This is a genomic window from Tabrizicola sp., from assembly GCF_030373185.1.
Taxonomy (GTDB): domain Bacteria; phylum Pseudomonadota; class Alphaproteobacteria; order Rhodobacterales; family Rhodobacteraceae; genus Tabrizicola.
Map to the genome: position 1 here is coordinate 236,037 of NZ_JAUCZH010000004.1, position 26,385 is coordinate 262,421.

27 protein-coding genes are annotated in these 26,385 nt (G+C 63.3%); 16 read left to right on the plus strand and 11 right to left on the minus strand.

All coding sequences use genetic code 11. The features are described from left to right. The gene (locus QUV21_RS09450; RefSeq protein ID WP_300854491.1) at positions 1-576 is read right to left on the minus strand and encodes a heme NO-binding domain-containing protein; all 576 of its coding nucleotides are present in this window, start codon (positions 574-576) and stop codon (positions 1-3) included. An 84-nt stretch (positions 577-660) separates the two neighbouring features. Beyond that, on the minus strand, positions 661-2,376 hold the full coding sequence (locus QUV21_RS09455) for a DUF4153 domain-containing protein (RefSeq protein ID WP_300854493.1): 1,716 nt from the start codon (positions 2,374-2,376) through the stop codon (positions 661-663). Between the two features lie 143 nt (positions 2,377-2,519). Here QUV21_RS09455 and QUV21_RS09460 point away from each other — a divergent pair, with 143 nt between their 5' ends. Then, a complete protein-coding gene (locus tag QUV21_RS09460; protein WP_300854495.1) occupies positions 2,520-2,975 on the plus strand; it encodes a GNAT family N-acetyltransferase in 456 nt (151 codons plus the stop codon). A 19-nt stretch (positions 2,976-2,994) separates the two neighbouring features. Here QUV21_RS09460 and QUV21_RS09465 read toward each other — a convergent pair whose 3' ends face one another. From QUV21_RS09465 to QUV21_RS09480, 4 genes are all read right to left on the minus strand, one after another. Beyond that, on the minus strand, positions 2,995-3,387 hold the full coding sequence (locus QUV21_RS09465; protein WP_300854497.1) for a c-type cytochrome: 393 nt from the start codon (positions 3,385-3,387) through the stop codon (positions 2,995-2,997). Positions 3,388-3,403: 16 nt separating this feature from the next. Then, complete coding sequence (locus QUV21_RS09470) at positions 3,404-4,084, minus strand: ABC transporter ATP-binding protein (RefSeq protein WP_300854500.1); 681 nt, start codon at positions 4,082-4,084, stop codon at positions 3,404-3,406. Continuing rightward, on the minus strand, positions 4,077-5,363 hold the full coding sequence (locus QUV21_RS09475; protein ID WP_300854898.1) for a lipoprotein-releasing ABC transporter permease subunit: 1,287 nt from the start codon (positions 5,361-5,363) through the stop codon (positions 4,077-4,079). Before QUV21_RS09475 ends, QUV21_RS09470 begins: the two co-directional genes overlap by 8 nt. A gap of 171 nt (positions 5,364-5,534) precedes the next feature. Then, positions 5,535-6,185, minus strand: a complete 651-nt coding sequence (locus tag QUV21_RS09480) for a ThuA domain-containing protein (protein WP_300854501.1) — start codon at positions 6,183-6,185, stop codon at positions 5,535-5,537. A gap of 147 nt (positions 6,186-6,332) precedes the next feature. On the opposite strand from QUV21_RS09480, the gene QUV21_RS09485 reads away from it, so the two are divergent. From QUV21_RS09485 to QUV21_RS09495, 3 genes are read left to right on the plus strand one after another with little or no spacing between them, the layout of a single operon-like run. Beyond that, positions 6,333-6,779, plus strand: a complete 447-nt coding sequence (locus tag QUV21_RS09485) for a hypothetical protein (protein WP_300854502.1) — start codon at positions 6,333-6,335, stop codon at positions 6,777-6,779. 1 nt (position 6,780) lies between these two features. Then, positions 6,781-6,990, plus strand: a complete 210-nt coding sequence (locus QUV21_RS09490; RefSeq protein WP_300854504.1) for a helix-turn-helix transcriptional regulator — start codon at positions 6,781-6,783, stop codon at positions 6,988-6,990. A gap of 14 nt (positions 6,991-7,004) precedes the next feature. Next, positions 7,005-7,967: an NAD(P)-dependent alcohol dehydrogenase gene (locus QUV21_RS09495; protein ID WP_300854505.1), complete on the plus strand. Its 963-nt coding sequence runs from the start codon at positions 7,005-7,007 to the stop codon at positions 7,965-7,967. 30 nt (positions 7,968-7,997) lie between these two features. Here the strand turns inward: QUV21_RS09495 and QUV21_RS09500 are convergent, their stop codons facing one another. From QUV21_RS09500 to QUV21_RS09510, 3 genes are all read right to left on the minus strand, one after another. Then, on the minus strand, positions 7,998-8,720 hold the full coding sequence (locus QUV21_RS09500; RefSeq protein ID WP_300854506.1) for a hemolysin III family protein: 723 nt from the start codon (positions 8,718-8,720) through the stop codon (positions 7,998-8,000). Positions 8,721-8,807: 87 nt separating this feature from the next. Beyond that, complete coding sequence (gene proS, locus QUV21_RS09505; protein WP_300854507.1) at positions 8,808-10,148, minus strand: proline--tRNA ligase; 1,341 nt, start codon at positions 10,146-10,148, stop codon at positions 8,808-8,810. Positions 10,149-10,308: 160 nt separating this feature from the next. Next, the gene (locus tag QUV21_RS09510) at positions 10,309-11,886 is read right to left on the minus strand and encodes a DNA methyltransferase (protein WP_300854508.1); all 1,578 of its coding nucleotides are present in this window, start codon (positions 11,884-11,886) and stop codon (positions 10,309-10,311) included. Between the two features lie 142 nt (positions 11,887-12,028). Between QUV21_RS09510 and QUV21_RS09515 the strand changes: the two genes are divergently transcribed. Beyond that, on the plus strand, positions 12,029-12,883 hold the full coding sequence (locus tag QUV21_RS09515; RefSeq protein ID WP_300854510.1) for a sugar ABC transporter permease: 855 nt from the start codon (positions 12,029-12,031) through the stop codon (positions 12,881-12,883). Then, a complete protein-coding gene (locus tag QUV21_RS09520; protein WP_300854511.1) occupies positions 12,880-13,671 on the plus strand; it encodes a carbohydrate ABC transporter permease in 792 nt (263 codons plus the stop codon). Before QUV21_RS09515 ends, QUV21_RS09520 begins: the two co-directional genes overlap by 4 nt. On the opposite strand, the gene QUV21_RS09525 is transcribed toward QUV21_RS09520, so the two are convergent. After that, entirely contained in the window at positions 13,655-14,179 is a 525-nt protein-coding gene (locus QUV21_RS09525; RefSeq protein WP_300854512.1) for a helix-turn-helix transcriptional regulator, read from the minus strand. The genes QUV21_RS09520 and QUV21_RS09525 overlap by 17 nt on opposite strands. Positions 14,180-14,468: 289 nt before the next feature. Here QUV21_RS09525 and QUV21_RS09530 point away from each other — a divergent pair, with 289 nt between their 5' ends. The 10 genes from QUV21_RS09530 to QUV21_RS09575 all read left to right on the plus strand — a co-directional run bounded on the left by QUV21_RS09530 (position 14,469) and on the right by QUV21_RS09575 (position 23,981). Beyond that, complete coding sequence (locus tag QUV21_RS09530; RefSeq protein ID WP_300854513.1) at positions 14,469-15,617, plus strand: AI-2E family transporter; 1,149 nt, start codon at positions 14,469-14,471, stop codon at positions 15,615-15,617. Beyond that, positions 15,614-16,279, plus strand: coding sequence for a chromosomal replication initiator DnaA (locus QUV21_RS09535; protein WP_300854514.1), 666 nt, complete (start codon positions 15,614-15,616; stop codon positions 16,277-16,279). Before QUV21_RS09530 ends, QUV21_RS09535 begins: the two co-directional genes overlap by 4 nt. Positions 16,280-16,324: 45 nt before the next feature. Beyond that, positions 16,325-18,529: an RNA degradosome polyphosphate kinase gene (locus QUV21_RS09540; RefSeq protein WP_300854515.1), complete on the plus strand. Its 2,205-nt coding sequence runs from the start codon at positions 16,325-16,327 to the stop codon at positions 18,527-18,529. 80 nt (positions 18,530-18,609) lie between these two features. After that, the gene (locus QUV21_RS09545) at positions 18,610-19,044 is read left to right on the plus strand and encodes a PACE efflux transporter (RefSeq protein WP_300854517.1); all 435 of its coding nucleotides are present in this window, start codon (positions 18,610-18,612) and stop codon (positions 19,042-19,044) included. 90 nt (positions 19,045-19,134) lie between these two features. Further along, positions 19,135-20,694 (plus strand): Ppx/GppA family phosphatase, encoded by a 1,560-nt coding sequence (locus tag QUV21_RS09550; protein ID WP_300854519.1) that lies wholly within the window; start codon positions 19,135-19,137, stop codon positions 20,692-20,694. Further along, positions 20,694-21,308, plus strand: coding sequence for a VOC family protein (locus tag QUV21_RS09555; protein WP_300854521.1), 615 nt, complete (start codon positions 20,694-20,696; stop codon positions 21,306-21,308). Before QUV21_RS09550 ends, QUV21_RS09555 begins: the two co-directional genes overlap by 1 nt. Then, complete coding sequence (locus QUV21_RS09560; protein ID WP_300854899.1) at positions 21,305-21,787, plus strand: GNAT family N-acetyltransferase; 483 nt, start codon at positions 21,305-21,307, stop codon at positions 21,785-21,787. The genes QUV21_RS09555 and QUV21_RS09560 overlap by 4 nt, the downstream gene beginning before the upstream one ends. Before the next feature lie 34 nt (positions 21,788-21,821). Next, positions 21,822-22,535, plus strand: a complete 714-nt coding sequence (locus tag QUV21_RS09565) for a molecular chaperone DjiA (RefSeq protein WP_300854523.1) — start codon at positions 21,822-21,824, stop codon at positions 22,533-22,535. Continuing rightward, complete coding sequence (locus tag QUV21_RS09570) at positions 22,532-23,584, plus strand: endonuclease/exonuclease/phosphatase family protein (RefSeq protein WP_300854524.1); 1,053 nt, start codon at positions 22,532-22,534, stop codon at positions 23,582-23,584. Before QUV21_RS09565 ends, QUV21_RS09570 begins: the two co-directional genes overlap by 4 nt. Before the next feature lie 31 nt (positions 23,585-23,615). Beyond that, on the plus strand, positions 23,616-23,981 hold the full coding sequence (locus QUV21_RS09575; protein WP_300854526.1) for an AAA+ family ATPase: 366 nt from the start codon (positions 23,616-23,618) through the stop codon (positions 23,979-23,981). Between the two features lie 218 nt (positions 23,982-24,199). On the opposite strand, the gene scpA is transcribed toward QUV21_RS09575, so the two are convergent. Further along, positions 24,200-26,329, minus strand: a complete 2,130-nt coding sequence (gene scpA, locus QUV21_RS09580; protein WP_300854528.1) for a methylmalonyl-CoA mutase — start codon at positions 26,327-26,329, stop codon at positions 24,200-24,202. Between the last annotated feature and the right edge of the window lie 56 nt (positions 26,330-26,385).

Consider the following 26,385-nt stretch of genomic DNA (forward strand, 5'->3'; position numbering starts at 1 on the left):
TCAACGCTCTGGCAAGGCAAGGTCGAAACGGCGGCCCGAGCCGTGAAAGCTGTCCAGAATTCGAACAGTAATCCGGTCACCGCCATCTGGGGTGATCAGGCAAAGCGTGCCATAGTCATCGGCCATCGCGGTAAGCATGCCCACCAGAACCCGCAAGATGCCCCTGAGTTGCGATTTGCACCAGATCTCGAACTGATCGGCACCGATTTCGCGCAAGGTGATGACCGGAAGATCAAGGTCAGGCAAGGCAAGGCGGGCGCGGCCGGGCATTTCTTCAAGCGAGTGCAGAAAGTCGGCATAGCTGGTTCCGCCGAACCGCAACAGCCGGCGCGCGCCTTCCTGACCAGGGTTCGTGACCAGATAAGTCCCCATGTCTTCCCATATGGTTTCAACCGGCCGCCCCAGCACATCAGCCGCGTGTTCCGCCACGCGGTCGGCCATGCCTGCATCATAGCGCAGCATCGGCTCGAAAGTCTCGACTGCCAGCGAGGACCGGCGGCAGACAGCCTGCCAGATTGCTGGCCCGAAGGTATCGCGGACGTAGCCTTGCAGGGACCGCAGCAAAAGCGCATCCATGTCAGCCCCCAAAATGGTTTCCGACGCCATGCTAATCCGTATCGGTTAACAAAACCCAAGGGACGCACTTTCTCAGGAAATCCCTCACGGCAGCATCAAAAGTCCGGTCTCGCCGGTGCCAAGCTGGTTGATCAATGCCGGGGTAAGGGGCGGCGGTGTCTCACGCCATGCGCGCAGCAAGGCGACCATTTCCTCGGACTGGGGATAGCGGCCATCGGGGCGCAGGGCCTGACGTGTGATCAGCATGCCCTCAGCACCAAGATAGAGGCCGACAACCTCGGCAAAGTCGGCGCTGCGTTCAAGGATCAGCATCGCCTCTTCACCGGGATAGGCGGGCAAGAGATCAGCCACCACCATCAGGCAGGCGGGCTGCCCATCTTCCAACTCGCGGTCGCAGACCGCTTGCCAATCGCGCAGCATGTAATCGGCCGCGCCGGCAAGCAGCGTGTCGCGGGTTCCTGTGGCCGTAGCGGGCTGCACGGGCATCAGGTCCGCAAGTGCCTTGGCCGCCATCGCATGACTGTTTCCTCCGGGGTCATCATCGCCCGCTAGCCGGGCGGCAAGGGCTTCCTGGCCCGGAGCCTTGGCCAGTTCGGCAAGCACGGCAAGAGCATCCGCCCCCGGTCGCCCCCATTTCTCAAGCGCGCGCAGATCCAGATCCGCAACCGCCGTATGGCCCGCCTGAAACCGCGCAAGCTGGCTGTTGGCGGAGATCAGTTCGGCATTCAGCAGCGGTGTCAGCCAAAGCCCAGCCAACGCGATCACCACCAGCGCGATGCGGATATTTGCCTGGCGGACCCGCTCCATCCAGCCAGCGCCACGCAGGATCGCAACCGCATAGACCGCGCCATAGGCAAGCCCCAGCCCGGTCAAAAGGGCCACAAAGACCCGTTCCGGCGTCCAGCCGTGCTGGTCTACCCGCAGCCAGATCGCCCAGCAGGCAAGGCCGCCAAGCAGCGGCAGGATCAGCGCCATGGCCTGCGCCGCGCCGCGCAAGACCGGGCTTTGCGTCGCTTCCGCATCGCTTTGGTCGACAGCGATCGAGACCAGAGAAACGCCCGCTGCCACCATGGTCAAAAGCAAAAGCGCAGGTGACAGGCCGTTGAAAAGCCCCTCCAGCCCTCGAAATGGCAGCGCGGCGAGAAAAACCAGCATCACCCCAAGCACCACCGGCAAAAGCAGACGGAACAGCCGCAACACCAGATAGGGCGACAGAAGCTCTGCCAGTTCATAGACCACCGCCATGCCAAGACCCAGCACCGCCCCGGTGACGATCAGCGGCACGATCCCGTACTCCAGCAGATCGTCGATCACCGTGACGCCGACGATCTGCAAGACCTGATCGGAAAGGAAGATCACCAGCCAGACCAGCCCGGTGAAGGCCCATGCAGCGGCGAAACGCACCACGATCGACCAGGCCTCAAGGAACAGCGCGCCATAGTCGCGCCAACCGCTGCGGGCATCTGCGATCAGGAACGGCACCGGCAAGGTGGCCACGACAAGGGCTGCCAAGGCGGCTAGCGGCGAATTGAAGATCTGGTCAGCGACCTCGTAGCGCTGCCCCGCCAGCCAGACGAGCGCCGCCGTCCCCGCCCCAAGACCGAAGGCGCGGGGCAAGGCACGCAGCAGCCCGATCGGTCCGGCCATTGCCAACGTCGCCGCGAACAAGACCGAGACAAGCGCAATCGCTACCAGCGCCACGCGGTCGCCGATCAGGTTGCGGTCCGCCGCCTCGACCAGCGCCCAAAGGAGCACGCCGCCGGTGGCCCCGGTCAGGGTCAGCCACCACCGATCTGCCATCTGCCCACCCATGTGCTTTCCCTTGTCTGTTTCGTTGCAGCTTATGCGCGACAGCACGCGGGGGCCATAGTCAGGATGTCCCGCATGGTTGCATGAACCGCCAAAGCCAGCGATCCTCGCTTCACCCGCATGGAGATGCAGATATGGCCAGTCCGACCCTGATCATCCGCCGCCTTGCCCCAGAAGACGAGGCCGATTGGCGCCGCCTCTGGACAGACTATCTGACTTTTTATGGGACTTCGCTGCCAGACGCCGTCTTCAGCACGACCTTCGCGCGGCTTCTGGGGGATGATCCCCGCGATTTCAACGGGTTGATTGCCACGCTGGATGGGCAGGCAGTCGGCTTGGCGCATTACCTTTTCCACCGCCATTGCTGGAAGATCGAGGAGGTCTGCTATTTGCAGGATCTCTACCTCGATCCCGCCGCGCGTGGCAGGGGCCTTGGGTGCGCGCTGATCGAGGCGGTCTATGCGGCTGCCGATACGGCAGGCGCGCCGGCGGTCTACTGGCTGACACAGGACTCCAACCTTCAGGCGCGCGCGCTTTATGATCGGGTGGGACAGCTGACACCCTTCATCGAGTACAACCGCGCGCCTTGACCCGCCGCTTGGGACAAGATCACTTCCCTTGCAACAGCCGGACATATTCAGCCAATTGCACCAGCCGCACCGGGGTTGGCGTGGCGATCCCGTCTCCACCATCATAGGGAACGAGTTCGCCCTGCAACAACGGCCCGAATTGCGGCATTGCCGACGCGCTGTCGCGCCCGGTATAGCCCCAGATCTTGGCCATGACCCGCGTTCCCGGAAATTCACCGCCGTCGCGCGCCGAAAGCTGCGTCAGGTCCACCGGACGCTGGTCCAGCCCCGCAGCCCCCGGCCCGTCACCCTTGCCGGAACTGCCATGGCAGGCCGCGCAGTAGGTTGCGAAATCTTCGGCACCAGTCGGCTGATCCTCTGGCATGCAGGCCGCAAGTGCCAGCGGCAGCAGCATCCATCCAAGTCGTATCATGGCCGTTTCCTCCCGATCATTCGACAACCCGTCCCTGCGCCAGACGGACAACGCGGTCCATCCGCGCCGCAAGTTCCATGTTATGCGTGGCGATCAAGGCTGAAAGCCCCGTTTCGCGCACCAGGGCCATCAACACGCCGAAAACCTGATCCGAGGTTGCCGGGTCAAGGTTTCCGGTCGGCTCATCGGCAAGCAGCAGCCCGGGACCGTTGGCCAAGGCACGGCAAAAGGCCACCCTTTGCTGTTCGCCGCCCGACAGCGCGGCAGGCCGGTGGTCCGCCCGCGCTGCCACACCAACCTTGCCCAGCAGATCCCGCGCCCGGATTTCAGCCTCGGCTTTCGGAATGCCGTTGGCCAGTTGCGGGATGACGATGTTCTCCAGCGCGCTGAATTCCGGCAAGAGGTGATGAAACTGGTAGATGAAGCCAACTTCGGCCCGGCGCGCCTCGGTCCGGGCGCGATCGGAAAGGCCGCTCATCTCGCGCCCACCCAGCTTGACGGTCCCCTCGTCGGCCACATCCAGAAGCCCCGCAATGTGCAAAAGCGTGGATTTCCCGGCCCCCGACGGGGCCACCAGCGCCACCACCTCACCCCGGCCCACGGTGACCGTGGCGCCGCGCAGCACAATCACCTCGGACGGCTTGCCCCGGTTGTAACCCTTGGTGATCCCCTCCAGCGTCAGCATGGCCTCACTCATAGCGAAGCGCCTCCACCGGGTTCATCCGCGCCGCGCGCCGGGCCGGAAAGATCGTGACCACGAAAGACAGCCCCAGCGACAGCCCCACCGCCGACATCACATCGCGCAGCTGCAACTGGGCGGGCAGAGAATAGATCCCCCGGATCGAAGGATCCCAGACCTGCGAGCCGTTCAGCCAGTTGATCCCGCTCATGATCGCGTCGATGTTCAGCGCGGTCAGGCAGCCCAAGGCCACCCCAGCAATGGTTCCCAAAACCCCGGTAAACGCGCCGCAGATGAAGAACACCCGCAGGACCGAGCCTTCGGTCAGGCCCATGGTCCGCAAGATGCCGATATCGCGGCCCTTGTTCTTGACCAGCATGATCAGGCCGGAAACGATGTTCATCGCCGCGATCAGCACGAGGACCGACAGGATCACGAACATCACGTTATCCTCGATGTCGAGGGCGCGCAGGAAGGCGCCGGAACTGTCCTTCCACGTCCACAGCATCGCCGAAGGCCCGGCCGCGTTCAGGATCGGCAGGGCATACCCCTCGATCGCATCGGGGTTTTCGACCATGACCTCGATTTCGTCGGCCAGGCCCTCCTTGTTGAAATAGCTCTGCGCCTCGATGAAGGGCATGTAGATGCGGGTAGTATCGATGTCATAGCGCCCGGCGGTGAAGATGTAGACCACCTCATAGGCCTTGACCCGAGGGCTGGAGCCCATCGCCGTCTTCACCCCGCCCGGCGCGATCAGCCGCACCCGGTCGCCCACCGTCACGCCCAGTTCGCGCGCCACGCCAGAGCCCAGCGCGATACCTTCTTCGAAACGTGCAAGATCGCCGATCGCATCCGCGCCAGCCCCAACCCGGGGGATCGAGGCCAGTGCCTCGGGCGACAACCCGTAAACCTCGGCCCCGGTGGTGCGTTCGCCGTCCGTCACCATCAGCTTGCCCCGAATCAGGGGGGCGGCGCGGGTGACGCCCGGCACCTCCAGAAGCGCGGAGGCCATCGCATCCGCCGCCGTGAAGCCGCGCACGAACTGGCCATCTGCACCGACCTCACCCGCCGAATAGACGGTGACATGCGCGTTCGCGCCAAGGATCGTATCCACGAATTCCGCCCGGAACCCGGCGCGCACCGCCAGCGTCAGGATCAGCGCAAAGACCGCCAGCGTGATCCCGATCAGGCTGATCCAGGTCATGATGCTGACCCCGCCTTCGGCCCGCCGCGCGCGCAAATAGCGCCAGGCGATCATCCATTCAAAGGCCGAAAAGGGTGCTGTCCTGCCTGCCATCTGCGCCTTGTCATTCTTGTTGTTCTTGCTGGCGCGAACCTGACCCGCCCGCGCCGAAAGGTCAAGGAAGCCCGTCCGCGGCGCGCGCCTCTTTGCCCGGCCGGGCGCAAGGACCATCCCCGGCCGGAAAGGCCTTCCGGACATCAAGGCCGCAGCGCGGCTATGTACCCTTTACCGCGCCGCCCACAAAAGCCCGCGCCGCATCAGTTCCGCCGCCGGCCCGTGGTCGATCACAGTCGCTTGATGCCCAAGCGCGTTGTAATAGACGCACCCCTGCCCCCAGAATTTCGTGAACACCACCGGCATCGCCACCGGTCCGTTCGCCGCATGCGGTCCGTCCACCACCGGAAAATCGCAAACCGCATGGACACGCACCACCGGATCAACGTGCAGGTAATACTGCTCGGTCTGCACCGCGAAATCGCCCACCCCCGCCACAAGCGGGTCATCCGACACAATCCGCACCCCGTAATCCACCCCGTCATTGCCGGGATGGGCGACCCATTGCGCGCCGGTCATGAACTGCCAGTCCACATTCTCGCGGAAGGCGTCGCACATGCCGCCGTGGCACCCCGCCAGGCCCACGCCCGACGCGACGGCCGCGCAGGCGTTCAGGGCCTGTTCCTTGCCGATCTGGCTCATGGTCCAGACCGGCACGATCAGCGACAGGTCCGCCAGCGCGGCCGGATCGTCGAAACAGGTCAGCGTGTCAGTCACGGTCACCTGAAACCCCGCCTCGCCCAGCCAGCCCGCAAACAGGGCCGCCACCTTGTCCGGCTCATGCCCGTCCCATCCGCCCCAGGTGATCAGTGCCTTTGCCATGTCTGTCCTCCGCTTCGTTTGCACGCTAGGACCGCCCGGCCCAACGGTCAATCGGCATGCCAAGGTCTGTAATACTCGACATAGTGTAAAGTATTCTTGACTCCGTGTCCGCTCCAACATACCAAGCCGACAAGAATGGAGGCCAATATGTCTTATGGAGAACGCGAAGCTCTTGCGGGCCTGCTCACAAGCCTGATCGTGATCGGCCTTTTCCTGTGGCGGTTGTCCGGCCAGATGGCTGCGGGTGTCTTCGATGGGCCGGATGCCTTGCAGCTCTGGGCGCGGTCGGTCTTGATCCTTATCGGCTGGTCAATTGCCATCGCCATCGTCGTGACCATCCTCTTCGCCATTCTCTACGGCATCCTGACCGGAGAGAAACCTGACGACCGCCGCGACGAGCGCGACCGCGACATCGACCGCCGCGCGCTGACCTGGGCCTGGTATCTTCTGTCCTTCGGGCTTCTCGGCGTCATCGTCAGCCTTGCTTTCGGTGACACCGCCTTCAATGCGATGAACATGGTCCTTGCCCTGTGCATCCTGTCCGAGGCGTTCAGGGACGCGGCAAAGCTGGTCCTTTACCGGCGTGGTGCCTGACATGGCCCGCATCGAAAACCGGATCCGCCGGCTGCGCTTCGACGCCGGAGAGATGACCCAGAAAGACCTTGCCGACCGGGTTGGGGTGACCCGCCAGACAATCCTTGCCATCGAGAACGGCAAATACTTTCCGACCCTTGACCTCGCCTTCCGCATCGCGCGCGCCTTCGGCGTGCCGCTGGACGAGGTTTTCACCTTTCACGACGACTGAACCAGGAGCCTGTCATGAAAATCGCAAGCTACACCGCCTATGGTGGCCCTGAAACCATAGCCATCACCGAAGCCCCGACCCCCAGCCCCGGCATGGGAGAGGTGGTGGTCCGCGTCCGCGCTGCACCCGTCACCGCAGGGGATGCGCGGCTGCGTTCAGGTCGGGTTCCGCGTGGCGTTGGTCTGCTGCTGCGCCTTGCCATCGGCCTGCGCCGCCCGCGGGTGGCCCCCGGCATCGCGTTTGCGGGCGAGGTGGCAGGCATCGGACCTGGCGTCACTGCCTTCTCCCCCGGCCAGCCGGTCTTTGGCCTGACGGGCTTCAAGGGCGGCGCGCATCGTGAATATCTGGTCATGAAGGCAAATGGCACAATTCTGCCCTTGCCGGAGACTTTGACATTCGAGTCCGGGGCGGCGTTTTTCTTTGGCGGTTTGACCGCAGCCGAATTCCTGATCGACCGCGCCCACCTTGCCCCCGGTGAACGCCTTCTGGTCGCAGGCGCGACCGGGGCCGTTGGCAGCGCCGCGGTCCAGATCGGCTGCCACCTTGGCGCGACGGTCAGTGCAACCGCTTCGCCTGCCAACCACCCTCTTGCCCGAAGCCTTGGCGCCGTTGAGGTCACGGACTATCGCAAGGGTCCGCCCCCCGGCCCTTTCGATGTGATCGTCGACGTGATGGGCTCGCTTGGCTGGCAGGGCGCACGGTCCCTGCTTGCCCCCGGCGGACGGCTGGTGCTGATCACGGCCGATCTGGCGCAGATGCTTGGCTCGGCCATCCGCCCGCACCGAGACGGGCGGCGGGTACTGACTGGCACCAACCGGGATGACCTGCCCGCGATGCAGCGTCTTCTGGCCCTGCATCAGGCGGGGGGATACACGCCTGTCCTTGGACCCGTCCTGCCGTTTGAAAAGCTGTCCGAGGCCCATGCGATTGCCGAAAGCTTTCACAAGCCCGGAAACATCGTAGTGGTAATGTCGTAGGTCGGGGTTCCCCCCGACCCTCGCCCCAGTTCAGGCCAGCGCAACCGCGACGGCCGCAAAATGCAGGCCCGCCGCCACCGCGACAAACAGATGCCAGATTGCGTTCTGGAACTGCAAACGTTCCCAGATGTAGAAACCGACCCCTGTCACATAGGTCAGACCACCCGCCACCAGAAGCCACAAGGACATCGCAGGCAAGGCCGCCGTGACCGGACCAACGGCGATGACCCCGACCCAGCCCAGCAGGATATAGGCAAGGATCGACAGCCTGTCATAGCGCCCCGGCAAGACCACCTTGACGGTGATCCCAAGCGCCGCCCCGGTCCAGACCACGCCGCTCAGAGCCAAGGCCCAGCCAACGCTTTCCAGATGCGGGATGATGGCGGTGTAGGTTCCCGCGATCATCACATAGATCATCGAATGATCAAACCGGCGCAAAAGCCACTTCAAGGCACCGGGCGGCGTCATGTTGTAGGCCAGCGAAAAGCCCCACATCAGAAAGAACCCGGCCGCGTAGACCGCCAGCGCCGCGAATGTCCCGATCCCTGCGGTTTGCAGCGCGTGAAACAGCAAAAGCGGAAAGGCGATCAACCCGGCCAGAAGCGCAAGGGCATGCACGATCCCGTCGGCAAGAAGCTCGTGCAGCGACAGATCGCGCTTGAACATGCGGGAATGGTCGGCAGGCAGGGTCATCGGGTCCAGCTTTGCGGCTACAGGCCCCTGAAAGCATGGCCCCATCGGCGGCCACGTCAAGTCAAAGACCTGCGATGTGACGCTGGGTAATAGCCCCGGACCTGTGAGCCCCAACCCGGATTGCGCGAACCTGGCCCGGCAAGACCCCTACCGGTGCGCGGCGTAGATCTGGGCGATCCGGTCAACTGCGGCTTCGGTCGACAACTCCTCGCTGACACCAGTCCGGCGCGAGGTCAGTTCCACGATGCCCTTTTCCAGACCGCGCGGGCCGACAGTGATCCGCCACGGCAGACCGATCAGGTCCATCGTCGCGAACTTGGCCCCGGCGCGTTCGTCGCGGTCGTCGTAAAGCGGTTCCAGGCCCTTGGCCAGAAGCGCCTTTTCAAGGCCCGCGCAGGCCGCATCGGCGGCGGCATCACCTTGCTTGAGGTTCACGATCCCGACCGGGAACGGCGTCACGCCTTCCGGCCAGATGATGCCCTTGTCATCGTGGCTTGCCTCGATGATCGCGCCCAGAAGGCGGGAAACGCCGATCCCATGGCTACCCATCTCGACCGGCACCTTGCCGCCATCCGCCGTGGTGACCTCGGCCCCCATGGATTCGGAATACTTGGTGCCGAAATAGAAGATCTGCCCGACCTCGATGCCCCGGCCAACCTTGCGATGCGCCTCTGGCACCTGATCGAAGACGGCAGGGTCGTGGGTTTCATCGGTGCGGGCGTAAAGGGTGGTGAACTCTTCGCAGACCTTCGCAACCTCGGCGCGGTTGTCATAGTCGATGTCGCGTTCGCCAAGTTTCAGCCCGGTCACCCGGTCATCATAGAAGACCTCGCTTTCGCCGGTCTGGGCCAGCACGAGGAATTCATGCGTATTGTCGCCGCCGATCGGGCCAGAGGCTGCGCGCATCGGGATCGCGGTCAGGCCCATGCGTTCATAGGTGCGCAGATAGCTGACCATGTGGCGGTTGTAGGCATGCAGCGCCGCGTCGCGGTCGACGTCGAAGTTGTAGCCGTCCTTCATCAGGAATTCGCGCCCGCGCATCACGCCGAACCGGGGCCGCATCTCGTCGCGGAACTTCCACTGGATGTGGTAAAGCGTCAGCGGCAAGTCCTTGTAGCTGTTCACATGCGCCCGGAAGATGTCGGTGATCATCTCTTCGTTCGTCGGACCGTAAAGCATGTCCCTGTCCTGCCGATCCTTGATCCGCAGCATTTCCTGCCCGTAATCGTCATAGCGGCCGGACTCGCGCCACAGGTCGGCGGGCTGAAGGGTGGGCATCAGCAAGGGGATATGCCCGGCGCGGATCTGTTCCTGATGCACGATCTCTTCGATCCGCTTCAGCACGCGAAACCCCAGCGGCAGCCAGGAATAGATCCCCGCCGCCTGCTGCTTGATCATCCCGGCCCGCAGCATGTAGCGGTGGGACACGATCTGCGCCTCGGCAGGGTTTTCCTTGAGGACGGGCAGGAAGTAGCGGGACAGACGCATGGGGATGCCTATGGGTAAGGGGTCGGTTGCTCAACGGTCGCGGGCCAGGCGGTCCAGCGTTTCCTACCCGGTCGGGCGCGGGCAGGCAAGGCAGGAGCGGGCGGGCATGGGCGCGGCCAGCCGAGCGGCCAACCAAGCGACCTGGCCCCCGCGCGACGACCTAAAGATCAAGGGCGCGCTGGCGAGAGGTGTCTTCCTCACGCGCGGCACGCTTGAAGGTGTCCTCGCGGCGGGCGGGCAGCTGGACGGCACGTTCGCGCAAGGCCATGGCCTGTTCGATGGTCACGATCTGGAGGCGGGGGACGGGGGCGAAGCCGGGTTCTTCGTGCAGGCCTGCCGATGCCGCCTCGGTCACCATGGGTTTTGTCGGTTCGGTCAGGGTGAGGAACACGCCGATCCCGGCCTTTTCGCGTTCGATCACGCCCTTGAGGTCGCGGATCATGCTGACGCCGACATTTTCGCCCGCCTTGACGCTGACAACGCCGTGGCCGGTCTTGCCGTAGTAAAGCCGCCCGTCCAGACCGCGATCCGCGCCCTTCTTGCCAAGGTTGCCGGGCTGCGCGTCGATGAGCGAGAGCGCCCATTTTTCAAACTCGTGATACTTGCCCCGCGCGGCAAGGTCTTTTGCCCCGGCAAGGTCATTCGGAACGCCATGGGTCAGGAACTGGACGCCGGGAAAGGCGGAGCGCAGACGCTTTTCGATCAGGCCGATGGCAAGGTGGGTGACGTCGATGCCGATCCAACTCCGCCCGAGTTTTTCCGCCGCATGAACGGTGGTGCCGCAGCCGCAGAACGGATCAAGCACCACATCGCCGGGGTTGGAAGAGGCGCTAAGGATGCGTTCGAGGAGGGCGACGGGCTTTTGGGTGGGGTATCCGAGGCGTTCCTGGGCTTGGGAGTTAAGGGGCGGTATGTCGGTCCAGACGTCAGATAATGCGATTCCCTCTTGCTCGTCGATGTAACGCTTTTGTCTTGGAACCATGCCGGGCGCGGACTGAACGACCAGTCCAGCATCATACGCGGCTTGCATTCGTTCCCGCGTCCAACGCCAAACTCTTGTTACTCCAAGGAATTCGTATGTCAAATTCGGTCTGTTGGAGTTTGGATTGATCAAATTATCCAATTGATAGAGGCGACCGTCTGGGTCTTTATGCGAATACTTGGACCGCGTTTTTGCGGGCAAGTTATCCATATCGTAGGGGATATAAATCGCGCTATCGTTCCACGTCGCGGCATCGGTCTTTTGATACACCAAGAGAACGTCGTGATTTGTTGGCAAGCGGCGCTTCATGAGCGACTTTCCGGTCATGCGCTGCCAAATAATCTCATTGCGGAAATTGACCGCTCCAAACACCGCATCCAACAAGATCTTCAGGTAGTGGCTCGCCGTCGGGTCGCAGTGCAGGTAGAGGCTGCCGGTGGGTTTCAGCACCCGGTGCAGCTCCAACAGCCGCACGGCCATCATGGCGAGGTAGGCCATCATGTCATTCTCACCCAGAAAGCCGCGCATGGCGCGCAGCATCTCGGCGGCGGCCCCGTTGCCGGAGCGGAGGACGTCGGTGAAGGCGGCCTCGGCGCTGTCGTTCCAATGCCAGGTGTCGTCAAACGCCTCGATCTGCGCGGCGGAGGACGCGCCGTCCGGGGCCTTGAACAACACATTGTAACTGGCGTTCGAGTTGAAGGGCGGGTCGAGATAGACGAGGTCCACGCTTTCCGACGCGATGCTGTCGCGCAGCACGGCAAGGTTGTCGCCGTAGTGCAGGTGGTTGGTCGCCGGCGTTCCCTTGTGCTGGTTCGGGGAACCTATCCGCTGGCAGGGGTCAAGGGCAAGTGAAGCGCGGGCTTGACAGTCTTGGCGCTTGCCTGTCGGCTGCGGCACTATGCAACCCTTTGACAACCGCGCGTGGTTTCTGCTTCTGCCTGCCCTGCTGCTCCTCGGCGTGGTCGGGGCCTTGCCGCTTCTGGCCGTCTTCAATTACGGCTTGCACGACATCTTTACCTTGCAGGACGTGCATTGGGTGGGGGTGGAGTGGTATGACGATATCCTTGGGTCCGGGCGGTTCTGGGCCTCGCTTGGCCGCAGCCTGCTGTTTTCCACGCTGGCCTTGGGCATACAGGTGCCGCTGGGGATCTTGATTGCGCTGATGATCCTGCCCTTGGGCAAGCGGGCGATCTGGGTGCTGATGCTTTGCGCGCTGCCTTTGGTGGTGCCGTGGAACATGATCCCGATGATGTGGCTGGGGCTGATCAACCCCGAAAGCGGCCTGTTGGGGCCGGGGCTGGCGGCGGTGGGCTTTGACTGGAAGTTCACCGCGATCCACACTTGGGCGCTGATCCTTGCGATGGACACATGGCACTGGCTGGGGCTGGTGGTGATCCTGTCTTATGCCGGATTGTCGGCCATTCCACCGGCCTACCGGCAGGCGGCGGCGATTGACGGGGCCTCGCGGGTTGCGGTCTTTCGCCATATCGAACTGCCGCGGATCGCGGGGGCGCTGACCATCGTGTTCCTTTTGCGCTTTGTCGACAGCTTCATGATCTACACCGAGGCTTTCGCCATCAACGCAGGCGGCCCGAATGACGCGACGCGCTTTCTGTCGATCGAGCTGGGGGAAGAGATCAAGGGATTTTCCTACGGCCAGTCGGCGGCGCGGGCGAGCCTCTATTTCCTGATCGTTCTCAGCGTGGTCTGGGCCTTTGTCGTGGTGACCCGGCGGCGTGAGGTGCAGGGGTGATCAGAACGCTGGTCCGGGTTGCGGGGTTGCTGGCGCTGGCGGGGTTCATCCTGTTGCCGTTTGCCCAGACGGTGATGGTCAGCTTCACCGCGACGATGCCACATCCCGGTGTGGTCGAGGGGACCATCGGGCTGGTCAATTACCGCAACCTGATGGCCACGCCGGAACTGCGGGCCTCGATGCTGAATTCGGCGGTCTATGTGCTGTTGAACGTGGCGCTTTGCCTTGTGGCGGGGTTGCCTGCGGCCTACGCGCTGGCGCGCTATCGCTTTCTGGGCGACCGGCATTTCCTGCTTTTGATCATCGCCTTCCGGGTGACGCCGCCAGTGGTGCTGTCCTTGCCGGTCTTCATCCTGTTCGCGCAGATCGGGCTGGTGAATTCTCCGGTCGGGATCGCGCTGGTCCACTGCCTGTTCAACCTGCCGGTGGCGATCTGGATCCTGTCCAGCTTCATCAGCGCCGTCCCACCCGAATTTGACGAAACGGCCTTTCTGGACGGCCATTCCCGGACAGGGTTCTTCTTTCGCCACCTGATCCCGGCCATTGCGCCGGGGATCGGGGTGGCGGCCTTCTTCTGCTTTATCTTCTCATGGGTCGAAGTGGTCTTTGCCCGCATCCTGACGGTAACGGCGGGAAAACCGATCACGATGGCGATCAACGCACTTTTCGGGTTTCAGACCGATATGGGGCTGGTCATGGCGATGACCGTGCTGTCACTGGTGCCGGGACTGGCGATGATCTGGTTTGTGCGCAACCACATCGCGCAAGGGTTCACGCTGCGGGCGTGACACCCTGCCCCAGCAGATCCTCGACAAAGAAGGCGGCAAACTGGGCGCGGCCTGACACGCCGGCCTTGGCATAGATATGGGTAAGCTGGGCGCGGACGGTTCCCGGTGCGGCCCCGCGGAGTTCGGCAATCTCGGCCACATCAAGGCCTTTCAGCGCAAGGAAAGCCACGTCGCGTTCCGCCGGGGTCAGCGCCCATGCCTGAAACTGCCGGGCGATCACATCGGACAAGGCCCCCCGGGCAACATCCAGCGCCGCCTCCTGGCTGTGCAAAAGCACGATCGTCCGCCGAAGCGCGAACGCGCCGAACACGATGCCAAGGACAAGGGCAACAGTCACCGTCGCCTCGAACAAGAAGTGGATCGAGGTCGGATCCTCGCGCAGGTCACCGATCACATCCCCGATGAAGAACACCGTCCCAAGGGTCTGGACCAGCAAGAACGCCGACAGCGCGGCGGTCTGCTTGCGCGCAGAGCCTTGCAGGCCATTGATACGCCGGGAAACGGTCATTTGCGTGGGTTGTCCTGTTCTTGTTCGGCAGCCGGGCCACAGGGACAGGCCCAGAAGGAACCGGCACAGTTGACTACCATTTTGCTGCCACCCCATGCACGTCTTTTGGCGCCTTGTCTGGTCCAGATGCCCATTCCCTGTCCTTGCCTGAACAAACCAGACCAGCCGCCAGATGCAACCGTCACCTTGTCACAAGGCAATTCGAGTGGCGACGGCACGCCGACGCCGCCTCCCCTTGCGTCAGGGCGCTGCAAGGGCGATATCACGGGGGTAACCAGTGGAAAGCACCATGGCCCTGCCGAACCGTGACCAGATCCGTTACTGGAGCATCGCTGCCGTGGTGTTTCTGCTGCTGCTCTGGTTTCTGGGCAATGTGCTGTTGCCCTTTATCGTCGGCGGTGCCATCGCCTATTTCCTTGACCCCGTGGCCGACAGGCTGGAGCGTCTGGGGCTAAGCCGGGTCGCCTCCACTACGCTGATTTCGCTGGTCGCACTGGTGTTGATCATCCTTCTGGTGCTGGCGGTAATCCCGACACTGATCAATCAGTTGACTGCGCTGATCAACGCGGCCCCTGACATTTCCAAACGTTTGCAGGGGTTCTTGCTGGAACGCTTCCCCGATCTGGCGGACTCCACTTCGACCATCCGGCAAACCCTTGCCGAGATCGCCGCCGCGATTCAGGCGCGGGGCGGAGAGTTGGCCAATGGCGTCCTGTCTTCAGCCCTTGGGGTGATTTCGGCCATCGTATTCATCGTCGTCGTGCCGGTGGTGGCCTTCTACCTCTTGCTGGACTGGGACAAGATGGTTGCCCGCATCGACGCAATGCTGCCTTTGGACCACGCGCCAACCATCCGCCGCCTTGGACGCGAAATTGATGCCGTTCTGGCCGGTTTCGTGCGCGGGCAAGTGTCGGTCTGCCTGGCACTGGGGACATTCTATGCCGCCGCACTGATGGTGGCGGGGCTGCAATTCGGCCTTGTCGTCGGCGCTATCGCCGGGGCGATTACCTTCATTCCCTATATCGGCTCGATCATCGGGGGGGTGCTGGCGGTGGGGCTGGCATTGTTCCAGTTCTGGGGTGACTGGGTGCAGATCGGGATCATCGCCGCCATCTTTGCCGCCGGCCAGTTCATCGAGGGCAACATCCTGACCCCGAAACTGGTGGGCAAATCGGTTGGGCTGCACCCGGTCTGGCTGCTGTTCGCGCTGTCTGCCTTCGGGTCGGTCTTCGGCTTTGTCGGCATGCTGATTGCCGTGCCGGTGGCGGCAGCCATCGGGGTGCTGACGCGCTTTGGCGTGGAACAGTATCGCGCCAGCCTGCTTTATCGTGGCACCTCGGCGGTGGCCGACGCAGCGCCCGAACCTGTGGCACAGGCACCCTCACCGCGGAAACGAAGCCGCAAGACTGGCAGCGACGGGGGCGGAGCATCGCTGTGACCCGGCAACTTGCCTTTGACCTGCCGGGCAACGAGGCGCTGACCCGGGCGGATTTCTTTGTGGCCCCGTCGAATGCACGGGCCTTGCAGGCGGTCGAGAGCTGGCAGGACTGGCCCGGCGCCAAACTTTTGCTGATCGGGCCAGAGGGCGCGGGCAAAACCCATCTGGCCAATGTCTGGGCGGAACTTTCCGGCGCGGTGATCCTTTCGGCCGAGGCGTTGGGCGAAGTCGACATCGCGGCGCTGGCGGGAAGACCTGTCGCGGTTGAGGATGCCCATCTGATCGGCAAGGCTGAATCTGCGCTCTTTCATCTGCACAACGTGGTGACGACCGGGGGCGCGCTGTTGCTGACCGCCCCCACCCCGCCCCGCGATTGGGGCCTGCAACTGGCTGATCTGCAAAGCCGGGTGCAGGCAGCATCCGTGGCCCGGCTGGAAGCGCCTGATGACGGCCTGCTTTCCGTCGTCCTCATCAAACTTTTCGCCGATCGGCAAGTGGCCGTGCCACCAAACCTGATCCCCTATCTGATCAGCCGGATGCCCCGGTCCATCGGGGCAGCAAGGGCGCTGGTGGCGGCACTGGACGGGCGTGCGCTGGCCTTGGGCCGACCCGTGACCCGCGCGCTTGCCGGAGAGGTTCTGGACAGGCTGGAGAACGGGTGAAACAGTGTCACGATCCTGTCACGAAGCGCGCGGCATAACCCGGCCATGACCCAAGCAGATTTCCTGAAATCGCCCTTCCCTGCCCCGGTTGAACTGCCGTTTGCTGAAACGGCTGGTCCGGCGCGCTATTTCAACCGCGAACTGTCGTGGCTCGCCTTCAACTGGCGGGTGCTGGAGGAAGCGGCAAACCCGGCCGTTCCCTTGCTGGAGCGGTTGCGCTTTCTGTCGATCAGCGCCACCAACCTTGACGAATTCTACACCGTCCGCGTGGCGGGACTGCGCGCCTTGGTGCGCAACGGCAATGCCACGCTTTCGGAAGATGGCCGCAGCCCGGCGGAACAGTTGCAACTGATCAACGCCAATGCGCGCCACCTGATGCAGACCCAGCAGACCACCTTCAACCGCCTGCGCAAGGAAATGGAAGCCGAAGGCATCAGCATTGTCCCCCGCTCAAAGCTGACCGCGCGCGACCTGAAGCATCTTGAAGCGCATTTTCTGAACAACGTCTTTCCGGTGCTGTCGCCCTTGGCAATCGACCCGGCGCACCCTTTCCCCTTCATCCCCAACACCGGCTTTTCGCTGGCGCTGGAACTTGAGCGGCGGTCGGACCACCGCCAGCTGAAAGCGCTTTTGCCGATCCCTCAGCAGATCGCCCGCTTCGTGCCTTTGCCCGGCAAAGAGGGCGAACACCGCTTCCTGCCGCTGGAAGACCTTTTGCTTTTGCATCTGGGGATGCTGTTTCCGGGCTATACCGACAAGGGCCATTGCAGCTTTCGCGTGCTGCGCGACAGCGACCTTGAAGTCGAGGACGAGGCAGAAGACCTTGTGCGCGAGTTTGAAACCGCGCTGAAGCGCCGCCGCCGCGGCGAGGTGATCCGCCTGAAGCTGTCTGCCGGCGCGCCGGAAGACCTGCGCGCGCTGATCATGGAAGAGCTTGTCGTCACCGAAGATGAGGTCGTGGAGGTCAAGGGCCTTCTGGGCGTGGCAGACCTGAAGGAACTGATCCTGTCCAGCCGGAAAGACCTGATGTGGCCGCCCTTCACCCCAAGGGTGCCAGAACGGGTGCAGGATCACGACGGCGATCTCTTTTCGGCGATCCGGCAGAAGGACATGCTGCTGCATCACCCGTATGAGACCTTCGACATGGTGATCCGCTTTCTGGAACTTGCGGCGCGCGATCCCAACGTTCTTGCGATCAAGCAGACGCTTTACCGAACGTCGTGGGACAGCCCCATCGTCTCGGCGCTGTGCGAAGCGGCAGAAGCCGGGAAATCGGTCACCGCGCTTGTGGAACTGAAGGCCCGATTCGACGAGGCCGCGAATATCCGTCAATCCCGTCGGCTGGAACGGTCCGGCGCCCATGTGGTTTACGGCTTTGTCAACTACAAGACCCACGCCAAGATCAGCACCGTGGTCCGGCGCGAAGGTGATCATCTGGTCACCTATACCCATTACGGCACGGGCAACTATCACCCGATCACCGCGCGGATCTATACCGACCTGTCATTCTTCACCTGCGATGCAGCCCTTGGCCGCGATGCTACCAAGGTGTTCAACTACCTCTCTGGCTATGTGCAGCCTGAGGGGCTGGAAAACCTTGCCATCTCGCCCATCACCCTGAAGCCGAGGCTTCTGGAACTCATTGCAGCCGAGGCGGAGAACGCCCGCGCCGGTCGTCCTGCGGAAATCTGGGCAAAGATGAATTCGGTCATCGAGCCCGACGTGATCGACGCGCTTTATGCCGCCAGTCAGGCCGGGGTGAAGATCAGCCTTGTCATCCGGGGCATCTGTGGCTTGCGTCCGGGCGTGAAGGGGCTGTCGGAAAACATCCGCGTCAAATCCATTGTCGGGCGGTTCCTGGAACACAGCCGCATCGTCTGCTTTGGCAATGGCCACGGGCTGCCTTCCAAGAAAGCCCGGGTATTCTTTTCCTCGGCCGACTGGATGGGTCGCAATCTGACACGGCGGGTGGAAACCCTTGTCGAGGCGCATAACCCTACGGTCAAAAGCCAGATCCTCAGCCAGATCATGGCCGCAAACCTTGCAGATGAGGCGCAAAGCTGGGTTCTGGCGCCCGATGGTACCTATACCCGCGATCTGGCACCGGGAGATGGCAAGCTGTTCAATTGCCACCAGTTCTTCATGGAAAACCCGTCACTTTCCGGGCGGGGAACCGCTGGCGCCAAGGATGCGCCGCGCCTTGTGTCGGTGAAGGACGACGATCCCGCCGGGGCCGCGCCGACCATCTGACGGCCCGGGTGTTCCCCGGGTGACAGAAACTGCGCCCTGCCTTCGATAGACATCCTCTATCAAAGGCAGGGAGGCCGGAAATGCAGCGCTCGTGTTTGGAAAGGCTGTGCCAGACACTGGTATTCGAGGCCGGCGGGCTATTGCTTGCGGTGCCGCTTTACGAGGTCTTTTTTGGCCGCCCCGCTGACGAAGGGTTGATCCTGCTGGTAACGCTTTCACTGGCCGTCCTGATCTGGACCCCGCTCCACAACATCGCCTTTGACCGGATCGAACATCGCCTGACCGGTCGTCCGGCCAGTGACAGGCCCCACGCGCTGCGTTTGCTGCACGCGGTATCGCACGAGGTGTCCCCCATCGTGGTGACCTTGCCCCTGATCCTTTGGGTCGGGCAGCACAGCCTTTCCGATGCGCTGGCCGTCAACCTTGGTCTGACCCTGTTTTATGTTTGCTATGCCTATGTGTTCTACCTGATCTATGACCGCCTGCGCCCTCTGCGATTCACCCCGCTGGTATAGGCCCCGTGACCATCGTTACAGCCCGCGCGGTGTTGACCCACTGACCCCGGGGCGGCATGGTGCGGCCTGCGCGGCAGAGGGGAATCTACCATGGCACCTTATGGAACCGGACCCTCCGAGACCGGCGAAGACGACGATGACGGCCCCTTCGGTCGCCCCTTGTTCGACGACCCTTCCGCCCGCGCCCTTAGCCGCGTCGGGGTTGTTGATGTCGGCTCGAACTCGGTCCGGATGGTGGTCTTTGATGGCGCGGCGCGATCCCCCGCCTATTTCTACAACGAAAAGATCATGTGCGGTCTGGGCAAGGGTCTGGCCGAAACCGGGCGTCTGAACCCCGAAGGACGCATCCGGGCGCTGTCGGCGCTGCGCCGCTTTGCGCTTCTGGCCGAGGGGATGCAGATCGAGCCCATGACCGTCGTCGCCACCGCCGCAACCCGCGAGGCCACAGACGGCGCCGAGTTTCAGGCCGAGGTGCTGCGCGAAACCGGTCTGAGGCTGCATGTGGTGGACGGCGACGAAGAGGCGCGGCTTTCAGCGCAGGGCGTGCTTCTGGGCTGGCCCGATGCCAAGGGGATCGTCTGCGACATCGGCGGCAATTCGATGGAGCTGGCGCGGATCGGGGATGGCCGCGTGGGCAAGCGCGCCTCGACAGCGCTTGGTCCTTTCCGGCTTCAGCAGCTATCGCCCGACCCGAAAATCCGCCGCGCGCATATCGCCAAGGTTCTGAAGTCCGTGCAGGAAGTGATGAAATCGACCGGCGAACGGATCTATCTGGTCGGCGGCAGCTGGCGGGTGATCGCCCGGCTGGACATGGAGCGGCGGAATTACCCTCTTACCGTCCTTCACGAATACCGGATGACGCCAAAGGGCCTTGATGACACGCTCGACTGGCTGGCCGTGACCGACCTTGCGGTCTTGCGCGGCCGCACCGGGACCAGCGCGGAACGCATGGAACTGGTGCCACTTGCCTGTGAAGTCTTGCGCGAACTGGTCAAGGTGTTCCAGCCGTCCGAGATCGACGTTTCGGCCTACGGCATCCGCGAGGGGCTCTTGTATGAACACATGCCGGAAAAACTGCGCGCCCGTGACCCGTTGATCGAGGCCGCGCGGATGGCCGAGGTGGTGCAGGCCCGCATCCCCGGCTTTGGCAAGAAGCTTTATGATTTCCTGCTGCCATTGTTTCCCGATGCCTCAAAGGCCCAGTTGCGCCTGATCAAGGCTGCTTGCCTGCTCCATGACACCACTTGGCGCGCACATCCCGATTTCCGGGCCGAGGCCTGTTTTGACAACGCCACCCGCGCCAATCTGGGCGGGCTTGATCACCCCGGACGGGTGTTTCTGGGGCTGGCGCTGCTGCACCGCTACAAGAACAGCCGGTCCGGGTCGCGGCTGGAACCGATGTTCCGGCTCTTGTCCGAAGACGAAATTCAGGCCGCCGAGGTTCTGGGCAAGGCCATGCGCTTCGGGGCGATGTTCTCGGTCGGAGATCCGGCCAAGGCAGGGCGCTTGCACTGGCAGCCGAAGAAACGGCTGCTGGAACTGGAACTGACCCCTGCCGGCGTGGGCCTTTTCGGCGAAGTGGCGCAGGCCCGCTTCAAGGCACTTTCAGTCGCCCTGAAGGCAGCCCCCAATGTGACGAAGGCCGCCTGATGCTGAGGCTGGATCATCTGGCGGTCGTGGCCGGGCGGCTGGAAGACGGTGTCGCTGCCGTTGAGTCCCTGCTTGGCGTGACAATGGCCGGGGGCGGCAAGCATCCGCTCATGGCGACGCACAACCGGCTTCTGGGTCTGGGGGATCTTTATCTGGAGGTCATCGCAATTGACCCCGACGCCCCAGCGCCGGGGCGCCCGCGCTGGTTTGACATGGATCGTTTCACCGGACCGCCCCGCTTGGCGAACTGGGTGGCGGGCTGTGATGATCTGGCGGCCGAGGTGGCCCTTGGGCCAAAGGGAATCGGCGCGCCCTTGGCCTTGCAGCGGGGCGACTACCGCTGGCAGATGGCGGTGCCTGACAACGGACGACTGCCCTTTGACGGTGCCTTTCCGGCCTTGATCCAGTGGGAAGGTGCGGCCCATCCGGCCCGCGCGCTGCCCGAAACCGGCCTACGGCTGACCCGGCTGGAGATCACCCACCCCGACGCAACGGCCCTGCGCGCATCCCTTGCCGGGCGGTTGGGTGATCCGCGGGTGGTGATCCTTGACGGTGCAAGCCTTGCCATTCGCGCCGCCCTCGACACCCCGAATGGGCCGGTGACACTTTGCTGATCCGCCCTGCAAACGTGGCCGACGCCGGGGCAATAGCCACACTCTGGAACCCCTACATCCGTGACACCGCCGTCACCTTCAACGCGGTCGAAAAGTCGCCAGCCGATGTCGAGGCGATGATCGACGGACGGGCGCGGCTTGGCCATGCGACCTTCGTTGCAGAAGCCGAGGGCCTTCTTGGTTTTGCCAGCTACGCCCAGTTTCGCGGCGGGGTCGGTTACCGAACCTGCATGGAACATTCGATCCTTCTGGCACCAGCGGCACGCGGGCGCGGTGCAGGACGCCAGCTTGTCACAGCACTTTGCGACCACGCAGCCCGGGCCGGTGCGCATCAGATGATTGCCGGGGTCTCGGCCGAGAACCCAGACGGCCTTGCCTTCCATTCGCGCATGGGCTTTGCCGAAATTGCACGGGTGCCAGAGGCGGGCTTCAAGTTCGGCCGTTTCATCGACCTTGTGCTGATGCAGAAATTCCTCTGACATCGCGCGCCGGGGCAGCTAAGATCGCGCCATCATGTCGATCTGGACCCGCATTGCCGACGCCCTTTCAGCCCTTGCCAAGGGCGAACCGCTGTCTGTTGTCTTTGACCGGCTGCGCGGGACGACCGCACCGGAACAGTCGGTCGGCTTTACCATCGCCGTGCTGGCCCTTGGCGCAAAGATGGCCAAGGCCGATGGCACCGTGACCCGTGATGAGGTGACTGCCTTCCGCCGCATCTTCACCTTCCCCGAAGGCGAAGAGGCGCACGCGGCCCATGTCTTCAACCTTGCCCGGCAGGATATTGCCGGCTTTGACGCCTATGCGCGCAAGATCGCCCGGCTGTTCAACCCCGAAGGCCGCCGCATCTGCGCCGATGACCATCACGTTCTGGTCGATATCCTTGAGGCCCTGTTCCAGATCGCCATCGCTGACGGATCCTACCACGCGGGCGAAGATGCCTTTCTGGCGCATGTGGCCGAAGAGTTCGGGCTGGACGAGGCCTGCTTTCACATTGTCCGGTCCCGGCTGGTGGAAGGCGCGCCGCGCGACCCCTATGATGTGCTTGGCCTGCCCCGCACTGCCAGCAAGGCCGAAGCCCGCAAGGCCTGGAAAGAGCTGGTCCGCGACACCCACCCGGATGTGATGCAGTCGCGCGGTGTCCCGCCCGAGGCGATGAAACTTGCCGAACGGCGGATGCAGCTGATCAATGAGGCTTGGCGCCAGATCAACGCCAAGGAAGCGGCATGACCGCCCGGCCCCTGCGGCTGGCGACTTACAATGTCGAATGGTTCAACGCCCTCTTCGACGACCGGGGCCGGATGCGCGCCGACGACAAACCCTCCGCCCGTTACCAGGTGACACGGGGGGAACAACTTGGTGCGCTTGGCATCGTCTTCACGGCGCTTGATGCCGATCTGGTGATGGTGATCGAAGCGCCCGACACCGGCAGCCGTCGGTCAACCGTGACTGCGCTGGAACGGTTCGCGCGCCATTTCGATCTGCGCGCCCGCAAGGCGCTGATCGGCTTTCCGTCGGAAACCGAACAGGAAATCGCGGTCCTTTATGACCCGGACCGGCTGAGCCTCTACCATGACCCCTTGGGCGCCCCGGTCGGAAAACGCGGGTCAACCGACGCGCCGCGCTTTGATGGCACTTTCCGATATGATCTTGATAATGATAATATATTCGAAACCATCACCTTTTCGAAGCCGCCGCTGGAACTGGCGGTGACGTCAAACGGCGGCACGAAGCTGCGGCTGATCGGGGTGCATGCCAAGTCAAAGAACCCCTACGGTGTCTCCGGGCGCGAGGCGAAGATCCGCATGTCGATCGAAAACCGTCGCAAGCAGTTGGCGCAATGCCTGTGGCTACGCGAACGGGTGGAGACCCATCTCATTGCTGGTGACAGTCTGATCGTCATGGGCGACTTCAATGACGGCCCGGGGCTGGACGAGTTTGAAAAGCTGTTCGGCCATTCCGGGGTGGAGATCGTGCTTGGCATGACACCGGATGAAAGCCTGCATCTGTTTGACCCGCACGCGAAGATGACGTTGCAAAGCAGGGTCGCGCTGTCACCCACCTCGGCACGTTTCTACCTCGCCCCGCAGAAACGCTTTTTTGAGGCGATGCTGGATTTCATCATGGTGTCGCCCGACCTTGCCGCCAAGCAGCCGGACTGGCGGATCTGGCATCCTCTCGATGACCCCCGCATCATGCGCATTCCCGAACTGAGAGAGGCGATATTGCAGGCATCGGACCATTTTCCGGTGACGATCGACCTGCCAGATGTGATTTGAATTCGATGGGTCCGAGGCCCATACTGCCTGCATGAGACTCACCCTTGCCCTTTGCATCTTGGCCGCACCCGCCCTTGCGCAGGAGGCCCCCCCCGCGCCGGAAGTCAAAGATGACGGTTTCAGCCTGATCGAAGAAGGTGCGAGACTGGTCCTGCGCGGCTTGATGACCGAGATGGAGCCGGCTCTTGACGAGATGGGCAAGGCCCTGTCCGAGGTAGAGCCCGCGCTGAAGGAACTGGGGCCGAAGCTACAACAGTTGATTGCGATTGTGGATGACTTTCGCAACTACGAGGCGCCGGTCATGCTTCCAAACGGCGACATCCTGATCCGACGCACAATGCCCTTGCCGCCAAAGCCGGAGATCCTGCCCGGCCCGAACGGCGAAATCGACCTCTGACCCATCGGTGCGGCCCAAGGGCCGCAAGCCTGGTCTGTCGCCTGCCGGGGCTTGCGCCCCCGCAGGCATCTGGGCGTCTGCTCAAAGATTTCTGCTGGCGCGCCCTCGGCAGGCGTTGGACGCTCCGCGGGGAGTATTTATGGAAAAGAGCAACTGGTTATGCTCTTTTTTCAAATACTCTCTGGGGGTGTGGGGGGCAGAAGGCCCCCCGCGACAGTTCAGCGGCGCGCGGCGCGGATCAGGTCAAGGATGTCTTTGGCCGCCGCCGGAATATTGGTGCCGGGGCCGAAGATTGCTTTTACTCCCGATTGAAACAGGAAATCATAATCCTGCTGCGGAATGACACCACCACAGATGACCAGAATATCCCCGGCCCCGGCGGCCTTGAGCGCCTCGACCAGTTTTGGCGCAAGCGTCTTGTGGCCCGCAGCCTGACTGGAAATGCCAATGACATGCACATCGTTGTCGATGGCGTCCTGCGCGGCTTCCTCGGGGGTCTGGAACAGAGGACCGACATCCACGTCAAAGCCGATATCGGCGAAGGCCGTAGCGATGACCTTGGCACCGCGGTCATGCCCATCCTGCCCCATCTTCACAACCAGCATCCGCGGGCGTCGACCTTCGGCTTCGGCGAAGGCTTCGACGTCCTTCTGGATCGCCTCGAAGCCCGCATCGCCCTCGTAGGCCGCGCCATAGACTCCGGCGAGCGTCTTGACCTCGGCCCGGTGTCGGCCGAACACCTTTTCCATCGCCATGCTGATTTCCCCTACGGTTGCGCGCGCCCGGGCGGCCTCGACCGCCGCGTCAAGCAGGTTGCCGCCTTCGGTCGCGCGGCGGGTCAGTTCGCCCAGTGCCGCCTCGACGCGCCCGGCGTCACGGGTGGCGCGGATGCCTGTCAGCTTGGCGACCTGCGCCTCGCGCACGGCGACATTGTCGATGTCGCGGATATCGATCGCGTCTTCCTTCGCCAGCCGGTATTTGTTGACCCCGACGATCACCTCATCCCCCCGGTCGATCATCGCCTGCCGGCGGGCGGCGGATTCCTCGATCCGCAGTTTCGGCATGCCGGTGGCGACGGCCTTGGTCATGCCACCCATCGCCTCGACTTCCTCGATGATCTTCCACGCCTCTTGCGCCATCTGGTCGGTCAGGCTTTCGACATAGTAGCTGCCCGCCAGCGGATCGACGACATGGGTGATACCGGTTTCTTCCTGCAAGATCAGCTGTGTATTCCGCGCGATGCGGGCGGCGAAATCGGATGGCAGGGCAATCGCCTCATCCAGCGCGTTGGTGTGCAGGCTTTGGGTGCCGCCAAGGACGGCCGCCATCGCCTCATAAGCCGTGCGCACGACGTTGTTGTAGGGGTCTTGTTCCTGCAACGACACGCCCGAGGTCTGGCAATGGGTGCGCAGCATAAGCGACGAAGGTTTCTTCGCGCCGAACTCAGCCATGATCCGGTGCCACAAAAGCCGCGCGGCGCGCAGCTTGGCGGTTTCCATGAAGAAATTCATGCCGATGGCGAAGAAGAAGCTCAGCCGCCCGGCGAAGTCATCCACATCCATCCCGCGCGCGATGGCGGTTTTCACATACTCTCGCCCGTCGGCCAGCGTGAAGGCCAGTTCCTGCACAAGGTTCGCGCCCGCCTCTTGCATGTGGTAGCCGCTGATGCTGATCGAGTTGAACTTCGGCATCTCTTTCGCGGTGTATTCGATGATATCCGCCACGATCCGCATCGAGGGTTCGGGCGGGTAGATATAGGTGTTGCGGACCATGAACTCTTTCAGGATGTCGTTCTGGATGGTGCCGGAAAGTGCTGCGCGCGGCACGCCCTGTTCTTCGCCCGCGACGATGAATGACGCCAGAACCGGGATCACCGCGCCGTTCATCGTCATGGAAACGCTGACTTTTTCCAAGGGGATGCTGTCGAACAGGATCTTCATGTCCTCGACGGAATCGATCGCCACCCCGGCCTTGCCGACATCGCCCACCACGCGCGGGTGGTCCGAGTCATAGCCCCGGTGCGTCGCGAGGTCGAAGGCCACCGACACGCCCTGCTGGCCTGCCGCCAGTGCCTTGCGGTAAAAGGCGTTCGAGGCTTCGGCGGTGGAAAAGCCCGCGTATTGGCGGATGGTCCATGGACGGCCGGCATACATCGTAGCGCGCACGCCCCGGGTGAAAGGGGCGATCCCCGGCAGGCTGCCCATATGTGCCAGCCCTGCCGTATCGGCCGCGGTATACAGCGGTTTGACCGCAATCCCTTCCAGCGTATTCCAGGTCAGGCTGCCCGGCGTTGCGCCTTTCAGATCCTTTGTGGCCAACGCTTCCCATGCCTTCAGATCATTGCTCATGCTATCCCCTGACCGATGCGTCGCATCGTCCCTTTTGAAATCCCTCGCGTGCGCCT

Bases quoted from the DNA above. Each gene is read 5' to 3' on its own strand.
- QUV21_RS09450 (WP_300854491.1), bottom strand. From the start codon at position 576: ATGGATGCGCTTTTGCTGCGGTCCCTGCAAGGCTACGTCCGCGATACC.
- QUV21_RS09455 (WP_300854493.1), bottom strand. From the start codon at position 2,376: ATGGCAGATCGGTGGTGGCTGACCCTGACCGGGGCCACCGGCGGCGTG.
- QUV21_RS09460 (WP_300854495.1), top strand. From the start codon at position 2,520: ATGGCCAGTCCGACCCTGATCATCCGCCGCCTTGCCCCAGAAGACGAG.
- QUV21_RS09465 (WP_300854497.1), bottom strand. From the start codon at position 3,387: ATGATACGACTTGGATGGATGCTGCTGCCGCTGGCACTTGCGGCCTGC.
- QUV21_RS09470 (WP_300854500.1), bottom strand. From the start codon at position 4,084: ATGAGTGAGGCCATGCTGACGCTGGAGGGGATCACCAAGGGTTACAAC.
- QUV21_RS09475 (WP_300854898.1), bottom strand. From the start codon at position 5,363: ATGGCAGGCAGGACAGCACCCTTTTCGGCCTTTGAATGGATGATCGCC.
- QUV21_RS09480 (WP_300854501.1), bottom strand. From the start codon at position 6,185: ATGGCAAAGGCACTGATCACCTGGGGCGGATGGGACGGGCATGAGCCG.
- QUV21_RS09485 (WP_300854502.1), top strand. From the start codon at position 6,333: ATGTCTTATGGAGAACGCGAAGCTCTTGCGGGCCTGCTCACAAGCCTG.
- QUV21_RS09490 (WP_300854504.1), top strand. From the start codon at position 6,781: ATGGCCCGCATCGAAAACCGGATCCGCCGGCTGCGCTTCGACGCCGGA.
- QUV21_RS09495 (WP_300854505.1), top strand. From the start codon at position 7,005: ATGAAAATCGCAAGCTACACCGCCTATGGTGGCCCTGAAACCATAGCC.
- proS (WP_300854507.1), bottom strand. From the start codon at position 10,148: ATGCGTCTGTCCCGCTACTTCCTGCCCGTCCTCAAGGAAAACCCTGCC.
- QUV21_RS09515 (WP_300854510.1), top strand. From the start codon at position 12,029: ATGCAACCCTTTGACAACCGCGCGTGGTTTCTGCTTCTGCCTGCCCTG.
- QUV21_RS09525 (WP_300854512.1), bottom strand. From the start codon at position 14,179: ATGACCGTTTCCCGGCGTATCAATGGCCTGCAAGGCTCTGCGCGCAAG.
- QUV21_RS09530 (WP_300854513.1), top strand. From the start codon at position 14,469: ATGGCCCTGCCGAACCGTGACCAGATCCGTTACTGGAGCATCGCTGCC.
- QUV21_RS09540 (WP_300854515.1), top strand. From the start codon at position 16,325: ATGACCCAAGCAGATTTCCTGAAATCGCCCTTCCCTGCCCCGGTTGAA.
- QUV21_RS09545 (WP_300854517.1), top strand. From the start codon at position 18,610: ATGCAGCGCTCGTGTTTGGAAAGGCTGTGCCAGACACTGGTATTCGAG.
- QUV21_RS09550 (WP_300854519.1), top strand. From the start codon at position 19,135: ATGGCACCTTATGGAACCGGACCCTCCGAGACCGGCGAAGACGACGAT.
- QUV21_RS09555 (WP_300854521.1), top strand. From the start codon at position 20,694: ATGCTGAGGCTGGATCATCTGGCGGTCGTGGCCGGGCGGCTGGAAGAC.
- QUV21_RS09565 (WP_300854523.1), top strand. From the start codon at position 21,822: ATGTCGATCTGGACCCGCATTGCCGACGCCCTTTCAGCCCTTGCCAAG.
- QUV21_RS09570 (WP_300854524.1), top strand. From the start codon at position 22,532: ATGACCGCCCGGCCCCTGCGGCTGGCGACTTACAATGTCGAATGGTTC.
- QUV21_RS09575 (WP_300854526.1), top strand. From the start codon at position 23,616: ATGAGACTCACCCTTGCCCTTTGCATCTTGGCCGCACCCGCCCTTGCG.
- scpA (WP_300854528.1), bottom strand. From the start codon at position 26,329: ATGAGCAATGATCTGAAGGCATGGGAAGCGTTGGCCACAAAGGATCTG.